This window comes from Priestia sp. JV24 (genome assembly GCF_025910025.1).
GTDB lineage: Bacteria > Bacillota > Bacilli > Bacillales > Bacillaceae_H > Priestia > Priestia megaterium.
In genome coordinates, this window is record NZ_JAPCIN010000007.1 from 140,813 (window position 1) to 158,848 (window position 18,036).

Annotated in this window: 22 protein-coding genes; 15 read left to right on the forward strand and 7 right to left on the reverse strand. The window is 37.6% G+C overall.

The window, feature by feature from the left end; all coding sequences use genetic code 11:
* Positions 1-72 precede the first annotated feature (72 nt).
* A complete protein-coding gene (locus tag OK414_RS01775; RefSeq protein ID WP_016762864.1) occupies positions 73-726 on the reverse strand; it encodes an SDR family NAD(P)-dependent oxidoreductase in 654 nt (217 codons plus the stop codon).
* An 82-nt stretch (positions 727-808) separates the two neighbouring features.
* Here OK414_RS01775 and OK414_RS01780 point away from each other — a divergent pair, with 82 nt between their 5' ends.
* On the forward strand, positions 809-1,123 hold the full coding sequence (locus OK414_RS01780) for a YfhH family protein (protein WP_034654804.1): 315 nt from the start codon (positions 809-811) through the stop codon (positions 1,121-1,123).
* 78 nt (positions 1,124-1,201) lie between these two features.
* Here the strand turns inward: OK414_RS01780 and OK414_RS01785 are convergent, their stop codons facing one another.
* Positions 1,202-1,357: a small, acid-soluble spore protein K gene (locus OK414_RS01785; protein ID WP_016762865.1), complete on the reverse strand. Its 156-nt coding sequence runs from the start codon at positions 1,355-1,357 to the stop codon at positions 1,202-1,204.
* Positions 1,358-1,492: 135 nt separating this feature from the next.
* Here OK414_RS01785 and OK414_RS01790 point away from each other — a divergent pair, with 135 nt between their 5' ends.
* Positions 1,493-1,762 (forward strand): YfhJ family protein, encoded by a 270-nt coding sequence (locus tag OK414_RS01790; RefSeq protein WP_013055156.1) that lies wholly within the window; start codon positions 1,493-1,495, stop codon positions 1,760-1,762.
* Positions 1,763-1,825: 63 nt separating this feature from the next.
* On the opposite strand, the gene OK414_RS01795 is transcribed toward OK414_RS01790, so the two are convergent.
* Positions 1,826-2,806 (reverse strand): metal-dependent hydrolase, encoded by a 981-nt coding sequence (locus OK414_RS01795; protein ID WP_026106492.1) that lies wholly within the window; start codon positions 2,804-2,806, stop codon positions 1,826-1,828.
* A gap of 239 nt (positions 2,807-3,045) precedes the next feature.
* Here OK414_RS01795 and mutY point away from each other — a divergent pair, with 239 nt between their 5' ends.
* Positions 3,046-4,140 (forward strand): A/G-specific adenine glycosylase, encoded by a 1,095-nt coding sequence (gene mutY / locus OK414_RS01800; protein WP_263045964.1) that lies wholly within the window; start codon positions 3,046-3,048, stop codon positions 4,138-4,140.
* Positions 4,141-4,173: 33 nt separating this feature from the next.
* On the opposite strand, the gene OK414_RS01805 is transcribed toward mutY, so the two are convergent.
* Positions 4,174-4,398, reverse strand: coding sequence for a hypothetical protein (locus OK414_RS01805; RefSeq protein ID WP_014461827.1), 225 nt, complete (start codon positions 4,396-4,398; stop codon positions 4,174-4,176).
* Between the two features lie 116 nt (positions 4,399-4,514).
* Here OK414_RS01805 and fabL point away from each other — a divergent pair, with 116 nt between their 5' ends.
* The 5 genes from fabL to OK414_RS01830 all read left to right on the forward strand — a co-directional run bounded on the left by fabL (position 4,515) and on the right by OK414_RS01830 (position 8,755).
* The gene (gene fabL / locus OK414_RS01810; RefSeq protein WP_016762867.1) at positions 4,515-5,264 is read left to right on the forward strand and encodes an enoyl-[acyl-carrier-protein] reductase FabL; all 750 of its coding nucleotides are present in this window, start codon (positions 4,515-4,517) and stop codon (positions 5,262-5,264) included.
* A gap of 97 nt (positions 5,265-5,361) precedes the next feature.
* Positions 5,362-5,655, forward strand: a complete 294-nt coding sequence (locus OK414_RS01815; protein WP_013081547.1) for a gamma-type small acid-soluble spore protein — start codon at positions 5,362-5,364, stop codon at positions 5,653-5,655.
* A gap of 189 nt (positions 5,656-5,844) precedes the next feature.
* Entirely contained in the window at positions 5,845-6,105 is a 261-nt protein-coding gene (locus tag OK414_RS01820) for a YgaB family protein (protein WP_014461824.1), read from the forward strand.
* A gap of 195 nt (positions 6,106-6,300) precedes the next feature.
* Entirely contained in the window at positions 6,301-6,837 is a 537-nt protein-coding gene (locus tag OK414_RS01825; protein WP_013055163.1) for a DUF402 domain-containing protein, read from the forward strand.
* Between the two features lie 169 nt (positions 6,838-7,006).
* The gene (locus tag OK414_RS01830; protein WP_263045965.1) at positions 7,007-8,755 is read left to right on the forward strand and encodes an ABC transporter ATP-binding protein; all 1,749 of its coding nucleotides are present in this window, start codon (positions 7,007-7,009) and stop codon (positions 8,753-8,755) included.
* A gap of 35 nt (positions 8,756-8,790) precedes the next feature.
* Here OK414_RS01830 and OK414_RS01835 read toward each other — a convergent pair whose 3' ends face one another.
* Entirely contained in the window at positions 8,791-9,879 is a 1,089-nt protein-coding gene (locus OK414_RS01835) for an FUSC family protein (RefSeq protein WP_013081550.1), read from the reverse strand.
* Between the two features lie 548 nt (positions 9,880-10,427).
* A complete protein-coding gene (locus OK414_RS01840) occupies positions 10,428-11,726 on the reverse strand; it encodes a glutamate-1-semialdehyde 2,1-aminomutase (protein ID WP_028410116.1) in 1,299 nt (432 codons plus the stop codon).
* Between the two features lie 202 nt (positions 11,727-11,928).
* Between OK414_RS01840 and OK414_RS01845 the strand changes: the two genes are divergently transcribed.
* From OK414_RS01845 to perR, 6 genes are all read left to right on the forward strand, one after another.
* Entirely contained in the window at positions 11,929-12,942 is a 1,014-nt protein-coding gene (locus tag OK414_RS01845) for an ATP-binding cassette domain-containing protein (RefSeq protein ID WP_263045966.1), read from the forward strand.
* Entirely contained in the window at positions 12,935-13,726 is a 792-nt protein-coding gene (locus OK414_RS01850) for an ABC transporter permease (RefSeq protein ID WP_013081552.1), read from the forward strand. The genes OK414_RS01845 and OK414_RS01850 overlap by 8 nt, the downstream gene beginning before the upstream one ends.
* Positions 13,727-13,735: 9 nt before the next feature.
* The gene (locus tag OK414_RS01855) at positions 13,736-14,521 is read left to right on the forward strand and encodes an ABC transporter permease (protein ID WP_034655325.1); all 786 of its coding nucleotides are present in this window, start codon (positions 13,736-13,738) and stop codon (positions 14,519-14,521) included.
* Between the two features lie 93 nt (positions 14,522-14,614).
* Positions 14,615-15,007, forward strand: a complete 393-nt coding sequence (locus OK414_RS01860; protein WP_013081554.1) for an ion channel — start codon at positions 14,615-14,617, stop codon at positions 15,005-15,007.
* Between the two features lie 69 nt (positions 15,008-15,076).
* Complete coding sequence (bcp, locus tag OK414_RS01865; RefSeq protein ID WP_013055171.1) at positions 15,077-15,547, forward strand: thioredoxin-dependent thiol peroxidase; 471 nt, start codon at positions 15,077-15,079, stop codon at positions 15,545-15,547.
* Between the two features lie 254 nt (positions 15,548-15,801).
* Positions 15,802-16,236: a peroxide-responsive transcriptional repressor PerR gene (perR, locus tag OK414_RS01870; RefSeq protein ID WP_013055172.1), complete on the forward strand. Its 435-nt coding sequence runs from the start codon at positions 15,802-15,804 to the stop codon at positions 16,234-16,236.
* Between the two features lie 22 nt (positions 16,237-16,258).
* On the opposite strand, the gene OK414_RS01875 is transcribed toward perR, so the two are convergent.
* Positions 16,259-16,618, reverse strand: coding sequence for a YgzB family protein (locus OK414_RS01875; protein ID WP_013055173.1), 360 nt, complete (start codon positions 16,616-16,618; stop codon positions 16,259-16,261).
* 222 nt (positions 16,619-16,840) lie between these two features.
* On the opposite strand from OK414_RS01875, the gene OK414_RS01880 reads away from it, so the two are divergent.
* Positions 16,841-17,707 (forward strand): nucleotidyltransferase-like protein, encoded by an 867-nt coding sequence (locus tag OK414_RS01880; protein WP_034654810.1) that lies wholly within the window; start codon positions 16,841-16,843, stop codon positions 17,705-17,707.
* Positions 17,708-18,036 lie beyond the last annotated feature (329 nt).

An 18,036-nucleotide genomic window follows, 5' to 3' on the forward strand; every position in this document is an offset into this window, starting at 1 on the left:
AATTCCTATAAGATCATTTATACAATGTGTTTATCTTTAGAATAGATTAATGCAGTTATGTTTCACTCTTTTTTAAAACAAAATATCTTCTGAGTCATTCTGCTGTTTATAAATAATCTCAGCAATTTCGGAAGCCGAGCGCAATCGGCTTTTATCTTTAATGTGGTTGTTGTGATCCCAAAAAGGGGTATTCATGCCTCCCATGTAAGCTGCAATCACATGAAGGCTGGTATCTTGGTATTCCACTTTTAAACTTTCTGTAAATCCCCTTACGCCAAACTTACTTGCCACATAGACGCTTTCATTAGCTTTCCCGCGAAGTCCTGCAGTTGAAATGATATTCATAACTTTAGGTTCAGGTCTCGTCAAGAGATGAGGCATAAGCGCTTGTGTTAAAAAAATAGTTCCTTTTACATTTGTATCGATGACTTCATCGATGGCTTGTTTTGTATAATCGGTCAAAGGACCAAAATGTCCAATGCCTGCATTGTTGATAAGGATATCTACTGAATGCTGCATCAGCAGTTTTTCTACAGATTTTCCTACTTCTTCATACTTTGTAATATCTACAGACATCGTATATACGTTGTCTCCTAGCTCATGCTGCGCCTCTTTTAATTTATGTTGATTGCGTCCAGCTAGAATGACGTTGTAGTCTTTTGCGTAAAGTTTAGCGAGCTCTTTTCCAAGACCCGTCGCACCGCCCGTGATTAGCACTGTTTTCATTCCCAAAACTCCCTTTTCATAGTCTCCCTTTAGTTATACCTTTTGTTATAATAAAATGAAAGCAAACAAGGGGGAAAACAGCATGTCTGAAAAACGTTACAGTGATATGACGACGTATGAACTTCAACAAGAAATTGGGTCTCTTCAAGAAAAAGCACGAAAAGCTGAGCAGCTTGGCATGGTCAATGAGTATGCAGTATTAGAAAGAAAAGTAACAATGGCTAGGTCGTATTTATTGGATCCCGAAGCGTTTAAAGCAGGGGAAGTATATGAAATTCAAGGAGATCCGGGTTCATATTTTAAAATTGATTATATGAACGGAGTTTTTGCGTGGGGATTTAGGCTTGGCTCACCGCAAAACGAAGAGGCACTGCCTATTTCCATGTTGAAAAAATAAAGGGATGAACAAGCAGCACGAAGTGTGCTGCTTGTTTGATTTCTATATTCACTCTATTTTTAAACGTAAAGCAAGCGGTTATTCTTCGCGCTCATTAGAAGCATGCATACGTTCTTGAGGATGCGTGTTAATTGTTCCATTTGCACGTTTTGAAGCGTACTCAGCTTTTGCGCGAGGTTCGCCTTCAAGCTTAGTATGATGTTGGTTTGTAAAATCTTTTGCTTTATTGCGCATAGATACCTCTCCTTTTACAACAGAAAGCGTTGCGGTTATGATATAGTACATGAGGGAGTGAATAACTCCGCATTTATAGTGTAAGTTAAAAGTGCAAACATACTCATAAAGAATTTTGGTAATCGAGGTGTTCTTATGAACGATATATTTGAAAGATTAACGAATCAGCTCTTAAATAAAAACAGTTCGCTCTCATATGCTCAAGCACGCACGTGGGTCGAGCTTTTCTGGGAAGATTTTGAGTCATCTTACGCAAAAGCAGGATATGATTATAAAGGGAAAGAAGCGACGGAAAAGGTTGTTACGATGTATATCAACAGCTACGGAGACAAACTTCATGAAATCGCGGTTAAAAACCCTAAATATCAGCATTTATTAAATAACGATGACTATTTAAAACATTAAATAAAAACGAACCGTCTTCTCAAGACGGTTCGTTTTTGGGTTTCATATTTGTTCTTGTTATGATTAGTGCGGGAGATAATCAAGCTTTTTACGCAATTTTTTCTCACTGAAAATCCAACCTGTGTACGAACAAATGATATTTAAATCGTAATCAAGCTGGACTACGGCTACAAATGGATAGTAGTCTTTGCTGCGGTAGCGTAAATCAATAAAGCGCACTTCAATGTGGTCGTTATATTCATCCAGTTCCCATCTATAAATAGGTGAAAATGAAAGAAAAGCAGATAAATTTTCATCTTTTTTCGCTACTTCAATTACGGCTGATTCGGGAATTGGAACTTTATCAAACGTATCATAAATAAAAATTTCTTCTCCGATTGCTCTTCCTACATGAAAATACTTTTCGGTCGTCACAGCTAAGTGCCAGTGAGTGAAACGCAGCGTAGGAGAGATATTGAGCTTGATAACATCAGGAAACTGTTTTCGAAGCTTCTTGGCGATTTGGTGGCGCATATAAAAGCGCAATCCATAGTAAAATGCCAATAACACATACAGCGTAATGAATGTTGGTCCTGGCTCTGCTCCAATAAACCAGATTAAAATCGCAAGTACGTGAGCTGAGAAAATCACGTAATCAAACGTGTTGATTACGCCAAGCGCAATCCATTTATTTGTGAAAGGCCGTAAAGCTTGCGTACCATAAGCGTTAAAGATATCAACAAAAACGTGAATAATGACGCCTGCAAAGGTCCACATCCATAGATGCAGCAAGTTAGCTCCTGGCAGCAGAAGCGAAAGAATGAGCACAATAAGCAAAGGCCATAAAATAACGGCCGGGATAGAATGTGTAATTCCACGGTGATTGCGGATATACTGTGCATTGTTTCGCAACTTTAAAACAGTGTCTAAATCAGGTGCTAATGACCCGGCCATTACGCCAATCATTACAGCATCCAGTGTGGCTGTATTCGCAGATACAGTGGGGTCTAATGTTGCAAGGCCGCCTAAAGCGATTCCCATTGCAATGTGTGTACCAGTATCCAGAGCGAACTCCTCCTTTGTAAAATGACAATCTTAGAGTATCCTAATTCAGCATGGAAGCTTGATTCAGGGCGAAAAATCTCGCTTTATTACTAACGCAGCAAATTAGCTGTTTTTATTCATTATTTGAACAATTCATTTTACTATTCATATTTGTAGTTGTTATAAGGTTATCATAAAGTTACTAAGATTCAAAAAGCAACACATTGTATATGTATAGTTAATACCTCGGAGGCTATGACGTGAAACAAAGTAAAGATATTGTACAAAATTTCGATATTCGAGCATTTCAAGATGACTTAATCTCTTGGTTTGAGCAGGAACAGCGCATTCTACCTTGGCGTCAAGATCAGGACCCTTATAAAGTGTGGGTATCTGAAATTATGCTTCAACAAACGAGAGTAGATACGGTCATTCCGTATTTTAATAATTTTATTAGCAAATTTCCCACTATTAAAGATTTAGCTTATGCGAATGAAGATGATGTGTTAAAAGCGTGGGAAGGATTAGGCTATTATTCCCGTGCCCGTAATTTACAAACCGCCGTTCGAGAAGTTCACGAACAATACGGGGGAGAAGTTCCGAATACGCCAGCAGAAATCTCTAAACTAAAAGGAGTAGGCCCTTATACAACAGGAGCTATTTTAAGTATTGCATACGGAGTGCCGCAACCTGCTGTAGATGGAAATGTCATGCGTGTGCTATCGCGCATTTTATCCGTTTGGGATGATATTGCAAAACCGAAAACAAGAAAGCTGTTTGAAGATATCGTGCATGAAATTATTTCAAAAGATAATCCTTCCTATTTTAATCAAGGCATGATGGAACTGGGCGCCATTGTCTGTACACCAACTTCTCCTTCCTGTTTGTTATGTCCAGTTCGCGAACACTGCCGCGCGTTTGAAGAAGGAGTGCAGAATGAGCTTCCTGTTAAATCAAAGAAAAAAGCGCCGCGTGCTCTTCAGCTTGCTGCAGTGGTGATTAGAGACGAGGACGGAAATTATCTGATTCATAAACGTCCAAGCAAAGGACTTTTAGCTAACCTATGGGAATTTCCAAATATAGAAGTAGATCTTAGTATAGCGCCAGATCATCAGCAGCTTCAGGCATTTATTCAAAATGAGTACGGAGCTGATATTAAAATTAATGCGCCGTTTACCACAATTCAGCACGTATTTTCTCATATCGTCTGGAACATCACAGTATATGAAGCAGAGCTGGTAAGTGATATCAGTGCATTAAAAAACTTGAAAGTAGTTTCTGAAAAAGATTTAGAACAATATGCATTTCCTGTTTCCCATCAAAAAATCTTAAAAGAATATTTACTTGTTAAATAAAAGAAGCGTGGATAAACTCCGCGCTTCTTTTATTTAATCATATGAAACATGCGTGCCGTGTGTATAATCTGCTTCGTGGCGCTGTAACCCGCCCCGTGCTTCAATTTCTTTAATAATTTGCTGATGAATACTTTGTCCTTCAGCATTTAAATACGGCGTCATTTGCTGTAAAGAGTGATGGAAAAACGCAAGCTCGCTGTCTTTCCACTCGCTTTTAGAAATCATTGAAAGAGCCGTCATGTCTCTACCTACATACATTCTATTCACCTCGTTCATTTTATCAAGTTTTATCTATTTTCCCTATATTACTTGTTTCTTATGCGATAAAATCAGTACAATGTAAAGATAATATGATACATAAGGGAGATGACATCATGTCACAAAAGGTAGCACTAGTTACAGGAAGCAGCAGAGGTATTGGTAAAGAGATTGCCTTACGTCTGGCTAAAGAAGGATACGATATTGTATTAAACTATGCACGAAGCAAAAGTGCAGCTCAGGAAGTAGCGGAAGAAATCAAAGCATTAGGCAGAGAAGCATTAGTTGTTAAAGCAAACGTAGGAAAAGTAGAAAAAATTAAAGAAATGTTTGAGCAAATTGATGAAGCATTCGGTCGCTTAGACGTATTTGTAAGTAATGCGGCTTCAGGGGTTTTACGTCCTATTATGGAATTAGAAGAAACTCACTGGAATTGGACAATGGACATCAATAGTAAAGGATATTTATTCTGTGCACAAGAAGCGGCTAAACGTATGGAAAAAGTAGGGGGAGGAAAGATTGTTACCATCAGTTCGCTTGGGTCTATTCGCTATTTAGAAAATTATACAACAGTAGGCGTGTCAAAAGCTGCTGTAGAAGCGTTGACCCGCTATTTAGCAGTGGAGCTGGCTCCAAAGAATATTGTGGTAAATGCTGTATCTGGAGGGGCTGTGGATACAGAAGCATTAAAACATTTCCCAAATCGCGATGAGCTCCTAGATGATGCGCGCAAGCATACTCCAGCTGGTCGTATGGTGGAGCCAAAAGACATGGTAGATGCAGTTATGTTCTTAGTGTCCGATCAAGCAAATATGATTTGCGGTCAAACGCTTATTATTGACGGAGGGCGTTCACTTTTAATGTAAGGTAAATGTGTTTTTTGCTTACACCTTAAAATACTGAAAAAAGTTTGCATACCCTATTTACCTCCCGGGCATATTAATTTTCGTGGAGGTGATTACAATGGCAAAACAAACAAACAAAACAGCATCTGGTACAAGCACACAACACGTGAAACAACAAAATGCTCAAGCATCTAAAAACAATTTCGGTACTGAATTTGGTAGCGAAACAAATGTACAAGAAGTGAAACAACAAAATGCTCAAGCAGCGGCAAACAAAAGCCAAAATGCTCAAGCATCTAAAAACAACTTCGGTACTGAATTTGCTAGCGAAACAAGTGCTCAAGAAGTGAGACAACAAAACGCACAAGCTGAAGCAAAGAAAAACCAAAACTCTGGTAAATACCAAGGTTAATATCAAAAGCGAGCTTAACGTCTTTCATACGGCGATGTTAAGTTCGCTTTTTCTTATATAAAAAGCAACAAAGTATGACAAAACTTCTTGAAACTTTACATAGCTCGTCAAAGGAATCTGGATCACCTAAACAGAATGTTAACAGAAGTGCCGCGTGTATGGTTAAAGCAAATAGGGAGGAGCTATCGTATGAAAAAATTTGATCAGCTAGTGACTCAACAATTGGAGACCATGGATCAACTTCTGTTTTTGCAGTCTGAGATTGAGCGCTGTCAGGAAATTGAAGGTGAACTAGTAAAACTTCATGAAGAAGCAAAACTGCATTCTGTGCAAGATGAAATTAGTGAAATGAAGCTAAAATTAAAAGAGATTCAATTGACGTTTGAAGCACAAACCGAAGACATTATTCGTACATATAAAAGTGAAGGGGCTTGCTCTACACTTGCTTAATGAACATTGATGGGTCACTTCCTCTCTTTTTTAAGGCTGCCAAGCAAAGGAAAAGTAGGGGAAGTGACTTTTTTGAACTCAAGAAGGTTAGCACATTTGTGTTAAAATGAGAGAGAAACCGTTATAATAAACATAAGACAAATGGAGACGTTATATGAATTTTTTTAAGTGCTAAAATGAAAGTAGGTATTGGAGATGGGAATTCCGGTGGAAGGAGAAACAATTCAAATACACAGCTACAAGCATAATGGACATATTCATCGCGTGTGGGATCGGACAACCGTATTAAAAGCAACCAATAACTTAGTGATTGGAGGAAATGATCGCACGGTCGTTACAGAATCAGATGGACGAACATGGGTCACAAGAGAGCCTGCAATTTGTTATTTTCATGCTCAGCAGTGGTTTAATGTCATTGGGATGATCCGTGAAGATGGAATTTATTATTACTGCAATATTAGTTCGCCGTTCATTTATGATGACAATGAAGCGCTCAAATATATTGATTATGATTTAGATATCAAAGTCTATCCAGATATGACATACACCCTTCTTGATGAAGATGAATATGAGAAGCATCGAAAAGAAATGAATTATCCAGAAGTGATTGACCGTATTTTACATAATCACGTTGAGGAGTTAAAAGGTTGGATTCGACAGCGAAAAGGCCCGTTTGCTCCAGATTTCATTGACATTTGGTATGAGCGCTTTTTAACATATCGGCATTCTTGATGAATGATCTAGAGAACATTATGTTAGGCCGTCTAAAGCTGACTGTTTGATATAATGTTCTTTTTGGCGTTATGCTCACCATCTTTTAGAAGAGATAAAAGCACTAAAAAATCGACGCGTGTACATATACTAAGAAAGCTTGCCCTCATAGATAGAAAGGGGAGATTTTATGGGAAGTATAAGACGCTACATGAAGTTTGTACAGCCATACAAATGGCAAATTGTCGGTACTGTATTAATTGGTATTATTAAATTTGCTATTCCTTTATTAATTCCGCTGCTTTTGAAATATGTGTTGGACGATATCGTAAATGGACATGGCATGTCCTCCTCTGAAAAAGTTCATAAAATGGTGACGATTATGGGGATTTCGTTTGTTGTATTTTTAGTGTTAAGACCTCCCATTGAATATTACAGGCAGTATTATGCTCAGTGGGTATCGAGCAAAGTACTATATGATATACGAGATCAGCTGTTTAGCCATATTCAAAAGCTTAGCTTGCGTTATTATGCAAATACGCGAGCGGGTGAAGTGATTTCACGAGTCATTAATGATGTAGAGCAAACAAAAAACTTTGTTATCACAGGTTTAATGAACGTATGGCTTGATATGATGACGATTGTAATAGCCATTGTGATTATGTTTACGATGAATGTACCTTTAACACTGGTATCGATTATTTTGCTGCCGGTTTATGCGTTCTCTGTAAAATATTTTTACAGTCGTCTTCGCCATTTAACAAGAGTCCGTTCGCAGGCTTTAGCGGAAGTGCAGGGGCATTTACATGAAAGGGTTCAAGGGATCTCTGTTATTCGCAGCTTTGCTATTGAGCCTCATGAGCAGAAGCAATTTGATAAGCAAAATTCAAATTTTCTACAAAAAGCAATCAATCATACGAATTGGAATGCAAAAACATTTGCAGTAGTGAATACCATTACCGATTTGGCACCTTTAATCGTGATTACATTTGCTGGATATCAAGTCATCACAGAAAGTCTTAGCGTAGGAACGATGGTAGCATTTGTGGCCTATATTGACCGCTTGTATAATCCGCTTCGCCGCTTGGTCAATTCATCGACTACGCTCACGCAGTCTGTGGCATCTATGGACCGGGTGTTTGAGTTCATTGATGAAGAATACGATATTACAGACAAGAAAGATGCAAAAGAATGTACTGAGCTTCATGGAAAGGTGCAGTTTGAGCACGTTTCATTTGCTTATGAAGAAGAAAAACCTGTGATTCATGATATTAATTTAGATGTAGAAAAAGGAAAATCCGTTGCGTTTGTTGGAATGAGCGGAGGAGGGAAATCCACGCTTATCAGCTTAATTCCGCGCTTTTATGATGTGACAGAGGGTAAAATTCTCATTGATGACATTGATATCAAAACCTATAAAGTACGCAGCCTGCGAGATAAGATTGGAATCGTCCTGCAGGATACGGTGTTGTTTAGTGACACGGTTAAAAACAATATACTGCTTGGAAAGCCAGGAGCGACAGATGAAGAAGTAATTGCTGCGGCAAAAGCCGCAAATGCCCACGATTTTATTATGAATTTGCCCGAAGGATATGATACAAAAGTGGGAGAGCGGGGAATGAAGCTATCAGGAGGACAGAAGCAGCGTATTTCCATTTCGCGCGTATTTTTAAAAAATCCAGCTATTCTTATTTTTGATGAAGCCACTTCAGCTCTAGATTTGGAAAGTGAGCACTATATTCAAGAAGCACTAGCTGAACTAGCAAAAGACCGTACGACTTTCATTGTAGCCCATCGTTTATCTACAATTACTCATGTTGATGAAATTGTACTTTTAGAAAATGGAAGAGTAGTCGAACGAGGTTCTCATGAGGAGTTAATTAAGAAAAAAGGTCATTACTATCAGCTCTTTAACGTTCAGCAGCTTGATACAATTTAAAAACACCACCTATTGTCTAACAATAGGTGGTGTTTTTAATCTTCTTGTCGCTGATGATTAATATCAAATGAGTTAGCATCCTTGTGATAGTTTTGGAACGTATCAATCAGCTTATCAAGATGCTCTAACTCTTCACTATACTCAATGATGACAGAAATTAAAGGGAAGATATGATAAATAACCTTATTCTCTTCATCATTATCGTATATTTTGTACTGCATAAATTTATCGATTAAAGCTCGTTTTCCAACGCAGGCTTCGTTTGGTACAGTAGTGGTTGGCTGTACGCGTAATTTCCCAATGAATTTTAATAATACTTGCTCATGATACATTAACAGGCACTCAACTTCAGATTTGATTAAATCTTGAAATTGCTGCGGCATGACTTGAAGATCATTTTCCACTCGGTGAAGTAGTTTCAAGGTTGTAAGAGCTCGTGTTGTTACGGTAATCATTTGACGAAATAAAACGAGCTTGCGTGACTTAACAAAACGTTTTTTGGTTGAATAAGTGCGTTCTTCTTTGTAAAAATCAAAGATTTGATTCATTTTAGCCACATTGTCTTTCATTTTTTCAATGTCTTCTTTTAGCAATGTGTGCTCAGATGCGTGATAAAGATTCATGCGAATCCATTTAATAATTTCTTCCGTTGTGCTTACAATTTTATAATACAACCTTGTTTCATACTTTGGCGGAATAAAAATAAGATTGACAATAAATGCTGAGAATACCCCAAGTAACACTGTACCAAAGCGTATAAGTGCATATTCAACGAAATTATCTCCTGGATTTTCCATGATTGCAATTACTGTCACAAGCGCAAGCCCAATTGTATTATTAATACGTAATTTTAAGTTAACTGCAATGACAACAACAGCGGTAAAACCAATAATGATGGGATGGGTACCAAAAATAAGTCCAAAACAAACTGCAGAAGCAGCTCCAATCACATTCGCCTGTATTTGCTCCAATATTGTTAAATAAGATCTGTAAATAGACGGTTGAATTGCAAAAACTGCCGCAATTGCCGCAAATATTGGAGATGGTAAACTTAGAAATTCACCTAATAACAATGAAAGTGTAATGGCAATTCCCGTTTTTAAGATGCGGGCACCAAGTTTCATGTGCGTTCGTAGTTCCTTTCTGTAAAAAAGTTTTTTCGTTATGAAGAATGTTCCCCAAAACAAATGATAAATTGCAAAAATCAGTCCTTCTTTATTACATAACCTGTTGGAAATAATATAAACAATAACATACTATACAAGGTTTAAGAATGGATATCAAGAGAAAACAAGCAGAAAAATAAGGGTATTTCTCGGGATTTTTCGACAGGCTGAAAAAAAGGAGATGACGCGTAAGAAATGGTTATGAAAGGTGGGAATGTTCTATAAGGAAACCCGAAGGTAAAACGAAAAAGAGGTCGAGACATAACGAAATAAATCCAATCTAAAGACGAACAAATAGGATACATGAACTGAACCGCTTGTGACACAGCACTTGATTTCCGCAGCAGTCTTCCACTTGCCCTTCAATCAACTGCTAGAAAGACCTGTACACACGAAACCTACGTTTATCATAACAAAAAAACGAACCACTAATCAAACATCTTGATCAATGGTTCGTTTTTCACTTCGTCTAAAATCCTTTTATTTCAGCCTCTTTAGAATAAGAATTAACGTTCTTCACTTAATTGTTTAAATGCTTTTTCGACTGCTTCTAATGTGTCGGTAATATCTTGTTCTGTATGAGCTGTAGTAAGGAACCATGCTTCATATTTCGAAGGAGCTAAGTTGACACCTTGGTGGAGCATTAGTTTAAAGAAGCGTGCGAATAATTCGCCGTCTGTATTTTCTGCTTGTTCATAGTTTTTGACCGTTTCGGTTGTAAAATAGACAGTAAGAGCGCCTTTTAATCGATTGATAGTAATAGGCATGTTATATGTACGAGCATGTTTTAAAATACCCTCTTCGAGCATCGCCCCTAACTTATCCAACTGTTCATAAACACCTTCTTGCTTTAGTACTTCTAGGCAAGCAATCCCAGAAAGAATAGAAGCTGGGTTTCCAGCCATTGTACCTGCTTGATAAGCGGGTCCAAGCGGCGCCACTTTTTCCATGATTTCTTTTTTACCGCCGTAGGCTCCGATTGGAAGGCCGCCGCCGATGATTTTTCCAAATGCAGTGAGATCAGGTTTTACACCAAGTAAATCTTGAGCTCCACCGTACATAAAGCGAAACGCTGTAATAACTTCATCGTAAATAACAAGTGCTCCAGCTTCGTGAGTTAATTCATTAACTTGTTCTAAAAAGCCAGGTTCCGGCTCAACAATTCCGAAGTTTCCAACGATTGGTTCTACTAAAACAGCTGCAATCTGATCGCCCCATTTTTCTAATGCTTCCTTGTAAGGCTCGATGTCGTTAAAAGGAACTGTGATGACTTCGTTAGCGATACTTTTTGGTACACCAGCAGAGTCAGGAGTGCCAAGTGTAGAAGGACCAGATCCAGCTGCTACTAATACAAGGTCAGAATGGCCGTGGTAGCAACCTGCAAATTTAATAATTTTATCGCGTCCAGTATAAGCGCGTGCTACACGGATAGTTGTCATAACGGCTTCTGTTCCAGAGTTGACGAAGCGCACTTTATCTAATGCGGGCATCGCTTCTTTGAGCATTTTAGCAAATGTGACTTCATGAGCAGTTGGCGTACCGTAAAGAACACCCGTTTCAGCTGCTTTTGTAATAGCTTTCGTGATATGAGGATGAGCGTGTCCCGTAATGATAGGACCGTAAGCTGCTAAATAGTCAATATATTTATTTCCATCAACGTCCCAGAAATAAGCTCCGCTTGCCTTCTCCATTGCAACAGGGGCTCCGCCTCCTACGGCTTTATATGAACGTGAAGGGCTGTTAACGCCGCCTACAATATGCTCGAGCGCTTCAGCGTGTAATTGTTCTGATTTTGTAAATTGCATAGTATGCCTCCTAATGAAAAGTTCAACTTCTTTATTCTATCAAACTTATTTGTTTCTTGAAAAACATTCGAGAACGTGTATGATAGAAATTTGTGAGCTAACTGCTAGAAAATAGTTCCTCGTCTCTTGGAGGAGTTGCTAGCAAGGGCGCCGGAAACAATAAAAGAAACCACTAATACGTCGACGTAACGGAGGGAATACAATGAAAAATGCTATTGAGGTGAATCAACTTCGGAAAGAATTTAAAGCCTATTCTAGCCGCTCTGGCCTTAAAGGGGCATTCCGGGATCTATTTACCCGTAATTATAGAGTCATGAAAGCTGTGAACGATATATCGTTTACCGTAAAACAAGGGGAAATGGTAGGGTATATAGGAGAAAACGGAGCGGGGAAATCGACCACAATCAAAATGCTGACAGGAATCTTAACGCCTACTTCAGGCGACATTACCGTAAATGGAATGAATCCCCATAAGGAAAGAGAAAAGTTTGCCCAAACGATTGGTGTTGTTTTTGGTCAACGCTCTCAGCTGTGGTGGGATATTGCCGTACAAGAATCTTTTCGCCTGTTAAAAAAAGTATACAAAGTGTCAGATGAAGATTATAACGCTCACATGGAGCACGTTATTCAAACGTTAGATATCGGGCCGCTGCTAGATAAGCCAGTGCGAAAGCTTTCTTTAGGTCAAAGAATGCGCTGTGAGCTGGCTGCTGCTCTTATTCACAATCCGCCGCTTCTATTTTTAGATGAACCGACGATTGGTTTAGATGTACTAGTTAAATTAAAAATCCGTCAATTTTTAAAAGAAATTAATGAAAAATACAACACGACAATTTTGCTTACAACACATGATTTAGCAGATATTGAAGCTTTATGTGAACGCGTTGTAATGCTGGATGAAGGCAGTATTATTTATGACGGATCGCTGCAAAAGTTGCGTTCGAACTGGGGCGACCTTAAGCAGGTTACGTTTGAATTCGGAACTGCGCCAAATAAAGAGCAGTTGAAGCTATTGACGCAAGGAATGCCTGTTAACTGGATTGAAGGTGATCAAAAATATTTGTGGATAGCACAGCTTCAAAATAAAGGAGACTTAATGTCGCAGCTGATTGCTAAAGTGGTGGCAAAGCATGAAATCAGCGATATTAACATTGAAGAAATTTCGACGGAAGAAATTATTCGCAACATTTATGAAGAAGGTGTTGTGAATGGATAAATATATAGAGATGATACGCATTCGTTTTTTAATGATGCTAGCGTATCGGACGAATTATTACAGCGGAATATTGATTTATGCAATTAATATTGGTGCTTACTATTTTTTATGGTCCGCTATTTATGGAGGAAAAGAGAATATTCAAGGTTTATCCATCACTCAAATGACAACGTATGTAGCCGTTTCATGGATGGCAAGAGCCTTTTACTTTAATAACATTGACCGTGAAATGGCAACGGAAATTAAAGATGGCAAAGTGGCTGTAGAGTTAATTAAGCCTTATAGCTACCTTGGTATGAAAACGATGCAAGGACTGGGAGAAGGGATTTTTCGGCTGCTGTTTTTCTCAGTGCCCGGCATGATTATTGTCGCGTTTTTATTTCCAGTACAGTTCTCAGCAAATGCAGCAACATGGCTTTATTTTGGACTGTCTTTAATTTTTAGTTTCATTATCAATACACAAATTAATTTATTAACGGGTATTACGACTTTCTTTCTCTTTAACAATGATGGACTCATTCGAGCGAAGCGCGTTGTTATTGATTTGTTTTCAGGACTTCTTCTGCCCATCAGCTTCTATCCTTTCTGGGCGCAACATATTATGAGCTATTTCCCTTTTCAAGCCATTAGTTATATTCCGAGCATGATTTTCACAAATGGATTTAAAGGGCAGGAAGTAATAAATGCTCTTATCACACAAGCAGTTTGGTCAGGACTTCTATTTATCCCTATTGCATGTTTGTGGAACATAGCGAAGAAAAAAATGGTTATTCAAGGAGGGTAGTCTATGAAAATGTTTTATTTTTCGATTTTCTTTCAGTACATCGGTCAATATATGAAAACAAGGCTTCAGTATCGTACCGACATGGTAGTTGAAATCATATCGGACTTATTATTTCAAACGGTTAACTTAATTTTTATTTTAGTTGTATTTGGTCATACTCAGTCGCTGCACGGATGGTCACGAGAGGAAATTATCTTTATTTATGGTTTCTTTTTAGTTCCTTTTGCTATTTTTTCGTCTTTCTTTAACATTTGGGATTTCAATGAACGCTACATTGTTAAAGGAGAAATGGACCGAATTTTAACGCGGCCGATTCATAGTTTGTTTCAAGTTATTTTGGAGCGAATGGAGCTAGAATCATTGTTTGGTGGTGTCACTGGGATTGCCGTAATGGCTTACGCTGCGTCTTCTTTACATCTTCATTTCCAGTGGTATGATGTTTTTATTTTTCTATTATTCATTTTAGGAGGAGCGCTTGTATACGCAGGAATTTTCATCGCCTTAGCAAGCATAGGCTTCTGGTCGGATGCCAGAACCTCTATTATGCCTACTATTTATAATATTGGAAACTATGGAAGGTATCCTGTAGATATTTATAATAATGTCATCCGATATGTTTTAACGTGGATTCTTCCTTTTGCATTTGTAGGCGTATATCCAGCTGCTTATTTCTTAGGGAGGTCAGAATGGTATGGATATGCATTTTTAACCCCAGTTATGGGAATCGTCTTTTTTGTAATCTCTATTTTCTTATGGAATACAGGGGTCAAAAAATACAGAGGAGCAGGCAATTAAATGCCTGCTCTTTTTGGTGGATTCGGAGTAGTAATGATTGGACAAGAACGCGCGTATAGTGGTAGTAAGAGTATAAATTAAAGGAGTAGAATGATGGTTATTTTTCTAATCCTCGTTATCATTGTTTTTGTAATTGGTAGTATGAAGTTTCTCTTTGAAAAAGAACTTGGAGAATTTCATTTTTTCTCAATTGGTCATTTCTTTGTCTTGTTTTATTCATATATTACAGTTTTATTGGGATTTAGCCTTATTTATACAGTATGTGAGATGGGGAGTATTCCAGTATTAAGCGGAGGGTTTGAACATGAAGGTCATTATTTCTATACCCTGTTTAACAGTATGTATTTCAGCGCAGCGACGTTATTTTCAGTAGGCTACGGAGATATGTATCCGGTTGGAATTGGGAAATTATTTGCAACTTTTGAAGCGTTTATCGGCTATATTATGCCTGCAATCTTTGTGATGCGAACTGTTACCCGCACTTAAACTTGTCATCTTATCTAATATTAGGTACGCTATTCAAAGAAAATGAAAAGCGTAAAGGAGAAGATAAATATGACAGCTGTAGTTGGAGAAAAAGCACCCGATTTTGTATTGATGTCTACAAATGGAGAGCAAGTATCACTAGCGTCGATGAAAGGAAAAAACGTTGTGCTGTATTTTTATCCGAAAGATATGACGCCAGGCTGTACAACAGAAGCCTGTGATTTCAGAGATCAGCATGAAAATTTTGAAGAGCTAGATGCGGTAATTCTAGGAGTGAGCCCGGATCCAATCGACAAACACCATAAGTTTATTGATAAGCACGGCCTTCCATTCTTACTTTTAGCTGACGAAGATCACAGCGTAGCTGAAGAGTATGGAGTATGGACACTGAAAAAAAACTTTGGAAAAGAATATATGGGCATTGAACGCTCCACTTTTATCATTAATAAAGAAGGAATGCTCGTAAAAGAATATCGTAAGGTTCGAGTGAAAGGGCATGTGGAAGAAGCTTTATCATTTATTAAAGAAAAAATGGCATAAAAACAGGCAGATAACTAGAGCAGTTTTAGTCTTTGAACATACAATATCAGTGTAGGGCATACCTCCTCAGATGTTAATATATTTAAAAGTGTGGATTGATTTCCACACTTCTTTTTTTGCATAAAATATATGAAAAGTTTCTACTTATTACATAAAATAGGAATAGGCATCAAGTTGACAAAACGTGGGTAAAACATGTAGACTAATTATAAGAATTATAAAGTAATAATACTTACAGAAGAGGGGTGCATGACGTGTCAAATCATTTACAAGAAGCCCTTGAAACGTTAAAAGGTACTGGCGTTCGTATCACACCACAACGTCATGCTATTTTAGAGTATTTAATCAATTCAATGACACATCCAACAGCAGATGATATTTATAAAGCGCTGGAAGGTAAGTTCCCAAATATGAGTGTAGCGACCGTTTACAATAATTTAAGAGTATTTCGCGAAGTAGGTATTGTAAAGGAACTAACATACGGTGATGCATCAAGCCGGTTTGATTATGTTACAACAGAGCATTACCATGTGATTTGCGAAAGCTGCGGAAAAATTGTGGATTTTCATTATCCTGGTTTAGACGAAGTAGAAAAGCTGGCTGCTCATATTACTGACTTTGATATTAGTCACCACCGAATGGAAATTTACGGAACGTGTCCTGATTGTACGGCTAAAAAAGCGCATTAATAAGCTGATAGTAGTGATACTATCAGCTTTCTTTTTGTTTTTTTCTATTATACTTTTCGTCGAATTGTTTTCCTTCAAGAGACTGGTCAAGCGTAAGCGGCTCATTGCAATACATACACATATCTACGCGCCCTAGCATTTTGGTTTGCTTTTGACATGTAGGGCAGGTTACTTGAACCGCTTTTGTAGAAAGCATGCCAATCCAGAAATAAACGCCGGTACTAGCTACGATGCACAGCAAACCCAAAAGCATAAAAATAGTCATTAGCCAGACTGAAGATCGAAAGAAAATTCCCCCATACATAACAATGAACCCAACAAAGATCAGACTGAGTGCAAACGTGCGAATCTTGTTAATTTTATTTGAATACTTTATCCCCATCAGTATCCCCCCTATTACCAATATATCATAGAGTGAGACAATGAATGATAATGAAAATTGAATCTTCGGAAAATTATTGTTGGTTTTTGAGCTTTCTGAATGATTTCCATAATTCTGAGTGGGATATCCGTTATACATCGTATATAATAAAAAAAGAAATCTTAGTCCATAGCCTTTAAAATTTTGAAAAATATTTGTTTATTACAGTTAGGAGAGCTCAAAATGGAAGATGTTTTACGGCCAATATATCAAGAAAGAGCTAGCAATAAAGACACACTAGGTATTTTACTGATTGAAAAAAAGAAATCAGAATCTCCAGTGACGGATAATTTGGATGCTATCTTATTTATTGTGACCAAAACTACAGAAACTTCTCTTTTTATTAAACAATACGAATATGAAAATGAGCGTGCGGCACTTTATATGGCTTCTGAACAGCAAATGAGTGAATGGATTATGAGGGGGACGAACCGCCGTATTATTGATTGGATCTTAAATGGTAAAGTGCTATTTGATCGAAACGAATATATGGAAAACTTAAAGAAACGCTTAATTGATTTTCCTAGAGAAGATCGGACAAAGAGAATAGGTGTCGAGTTTGCTAAGTTGATTCGCCGATTTAAAGAAGGAAAAGACTTTTATGCGTCTAATCATTATTTAGATGCATTCAATCATGTCATTCATGCTCTTCATCATTTAGCACGACTGTCTGTGTTGGAAAATGGATTTCACCCAGAAGTGACAGTATGGAACCAAGTGAAAAAAATAGAACCTGAAATTCATCGTCTTTACGAAGAGCTAATTATTAGCCAAGAAGAGGTTAGCAAGCGTTTAGAGCTGCTTTTCTTAGCGAGTGAATTTCTAGTAAATAAAAAAACTGAATTAGGTGCCAAGCATCTTGTTCATATTATGAAAAGTAAAAAGCAGGAATGGACGTTTAATGAACTGGTTCATCATCCCGAAATACGCCCTTATGCTATTGATTTAGGAATACTTCTTGAGTTTTTAATTGAAAAAGATATCATTATGGTAAAAAAAGTAGAAACCAAAGGAAAGAGTTTGTACCATAGACACTATGTGGCGAAATGATAGAGAGGATAAAGGGTATCTGATACGGTGCGGTTATGACGTGCAGATACCCTGACATATGACTTTATAGCCTGGATAAAAGGTTTTTCTAAAAAAACACGATTTATTTTAAAAAATCTATTGACGCTTTAAAATATCCGTGGTAAATTTATATACGTCGCCAATGAGCGATACTAAATTTATCAAAAACTTGAAAAAACTTCTTAAAAAAGTTGTTGACAAGAAAGAGATAAACTGATAAGATAAAAAAGTCGCTTAAGAGCGGCGGTTGAACTTTGAAAACTGAACAAAGCGACAAACGTCAACGTTAAATTTTATTTTTTATTAAT

What these genes read in the sequence shown, in the direction of transcription:
- OK414_RS01845 (WP_263045966.1), top strand. Translation starts at nt 11,929, where the DNA reads ATGAAAAATGCTATTGAGGTGAATCAACTTCGGAAAGAATTTAAAGCC.
- OK414_RS01880 (WP_034654810.1), top strand. Translation starts at nt 16,841, where the DNA reads ATGGAAGATGTTTTACGGCCAATATATCAAGAAAGAGCTAGCAATAAA.
- bcp (WP_013055171.1), top strand. Translation starts at nt 15,077, where the DNA reads ATGACAGCTGTAGTTGGAGAAAAAGCACCCGATTTTGTATTGATGTCT.
- OK414_RS01875 (WP_013055173.1), bottom strand. Translation starts at nt 16,618, where the DNA reads ATGGGGATAAAGTATTCAAATAAAATTAACAAGATTCGCACGTTTGCA.
- OK414_RS01840 (WP_028410116.1), bottom strand. Translation starts at nt 11,726, where the DNA reads ATGCAATTTACAAAATCAGAACAATTACACGCTGAAGCGCTCGAGCAT.
- OK414_RS01860 (WP_013081554.1), top strand. Translation starts at nt 14,615, where the DNA reads ATGGTTATTTTTCTAATCCTCGTTATCATTGTTTTTGTAATTGGTAGT.
- OK414_RS01775 (WP_016762864.1), bottom strand. Translation starts at nt 726, where the DNA reads ATGAAAACAGTGCTAATCACGGGCGGTGCGACGGGTCTTGGAAAAGAG.
- fabL (WP_016762867.1), top strand. Translation starts at nt 4,515, where the DNA reads ATGTCACAAAAGGTAGCACTAGTTACAGGAAGCAGCAGAGGTATTGGT.
- OK414_RS01805 (WP_014461827.1), bottom strand. Translation starts at nt 4,398, where the DNA reads ATGTATGTAGGTAGAGACATGACGGCTCTTTCAATGATTTCTAAAAGC.
- OK414_RS01855 (WP_034655325.1), top strand. Translation starts at nt 13,736, where the DNA reads ATGTTTTATTTTTCGATTTTCTTTCAGTACATCGGTCAATATATGAAA.
- OK414_RS01850 (WP_013081552.1), top strand. Translation starts at nt 12,935, where the DNA reads ATGGATAAATATATAGAGATGATACGCATTCGTTTTTTAATGATGCTA.
- OK414_RS01815 (WP_013081547.1), top strand. Translation starts at nt 5,362, where the DNA reads ATGGCAAAACAAACAAACAAAACAGCATCTGGTACAAGCACACAACAC.
- OK414_RS01785 (WP_016762865.1), bottom strand. Translation starts at nt 1,357, where the DNA reads ATGCGCAATAAAGCAAAAGATTTTACAAACCAACATCATACTAAGCTT.
- OK414_RS01830 (WP_263045965.1), top strand. Translation starts at nt 7,007, where the DNA reads ATGGGAAGTATAAGACGCTACATGAAGTTTGTACAGCCATACAAATGG.
- OK414_RS01780 (WP_034654804.1), top strand. Translation starts at nt 809, where the DNA reads ATGTCTGAAAAACGTTACAGTGATATGACGACGTATGAACTTCAACAA.
- OK414_RS01790 (WP_013055156.1), top strand. Translation starts at nt 1,493, where the DNA reads ATGAACGATATATTTGAAAGATTAACGAATCAGCTCTTAAATAAAAAC.
- OK414_RS01825 (WP_013055163.1), top strand. Translation starts at nt 6,301, where the DNA reads ATGGGAATTCCGGTGGAAGGAGAAACAATTCAAATACACAGCTACAAG.
- OK414_RS01835 (WP_013081550.1), bottom strand. Translation starts at nt 9,879, where the DNA reads ATGAAACTTGGTGCCCGCATCTTAAAAACGGGAATTGCCATTACACTT.
- OK414_RS01820 (WP_014461824.1), top strand. Translation starts at nt 5,845, where the DNA reads ATGAAAAAATTTGATCAGCTAGTGACTCAACAATTGGAGACCATGGAT.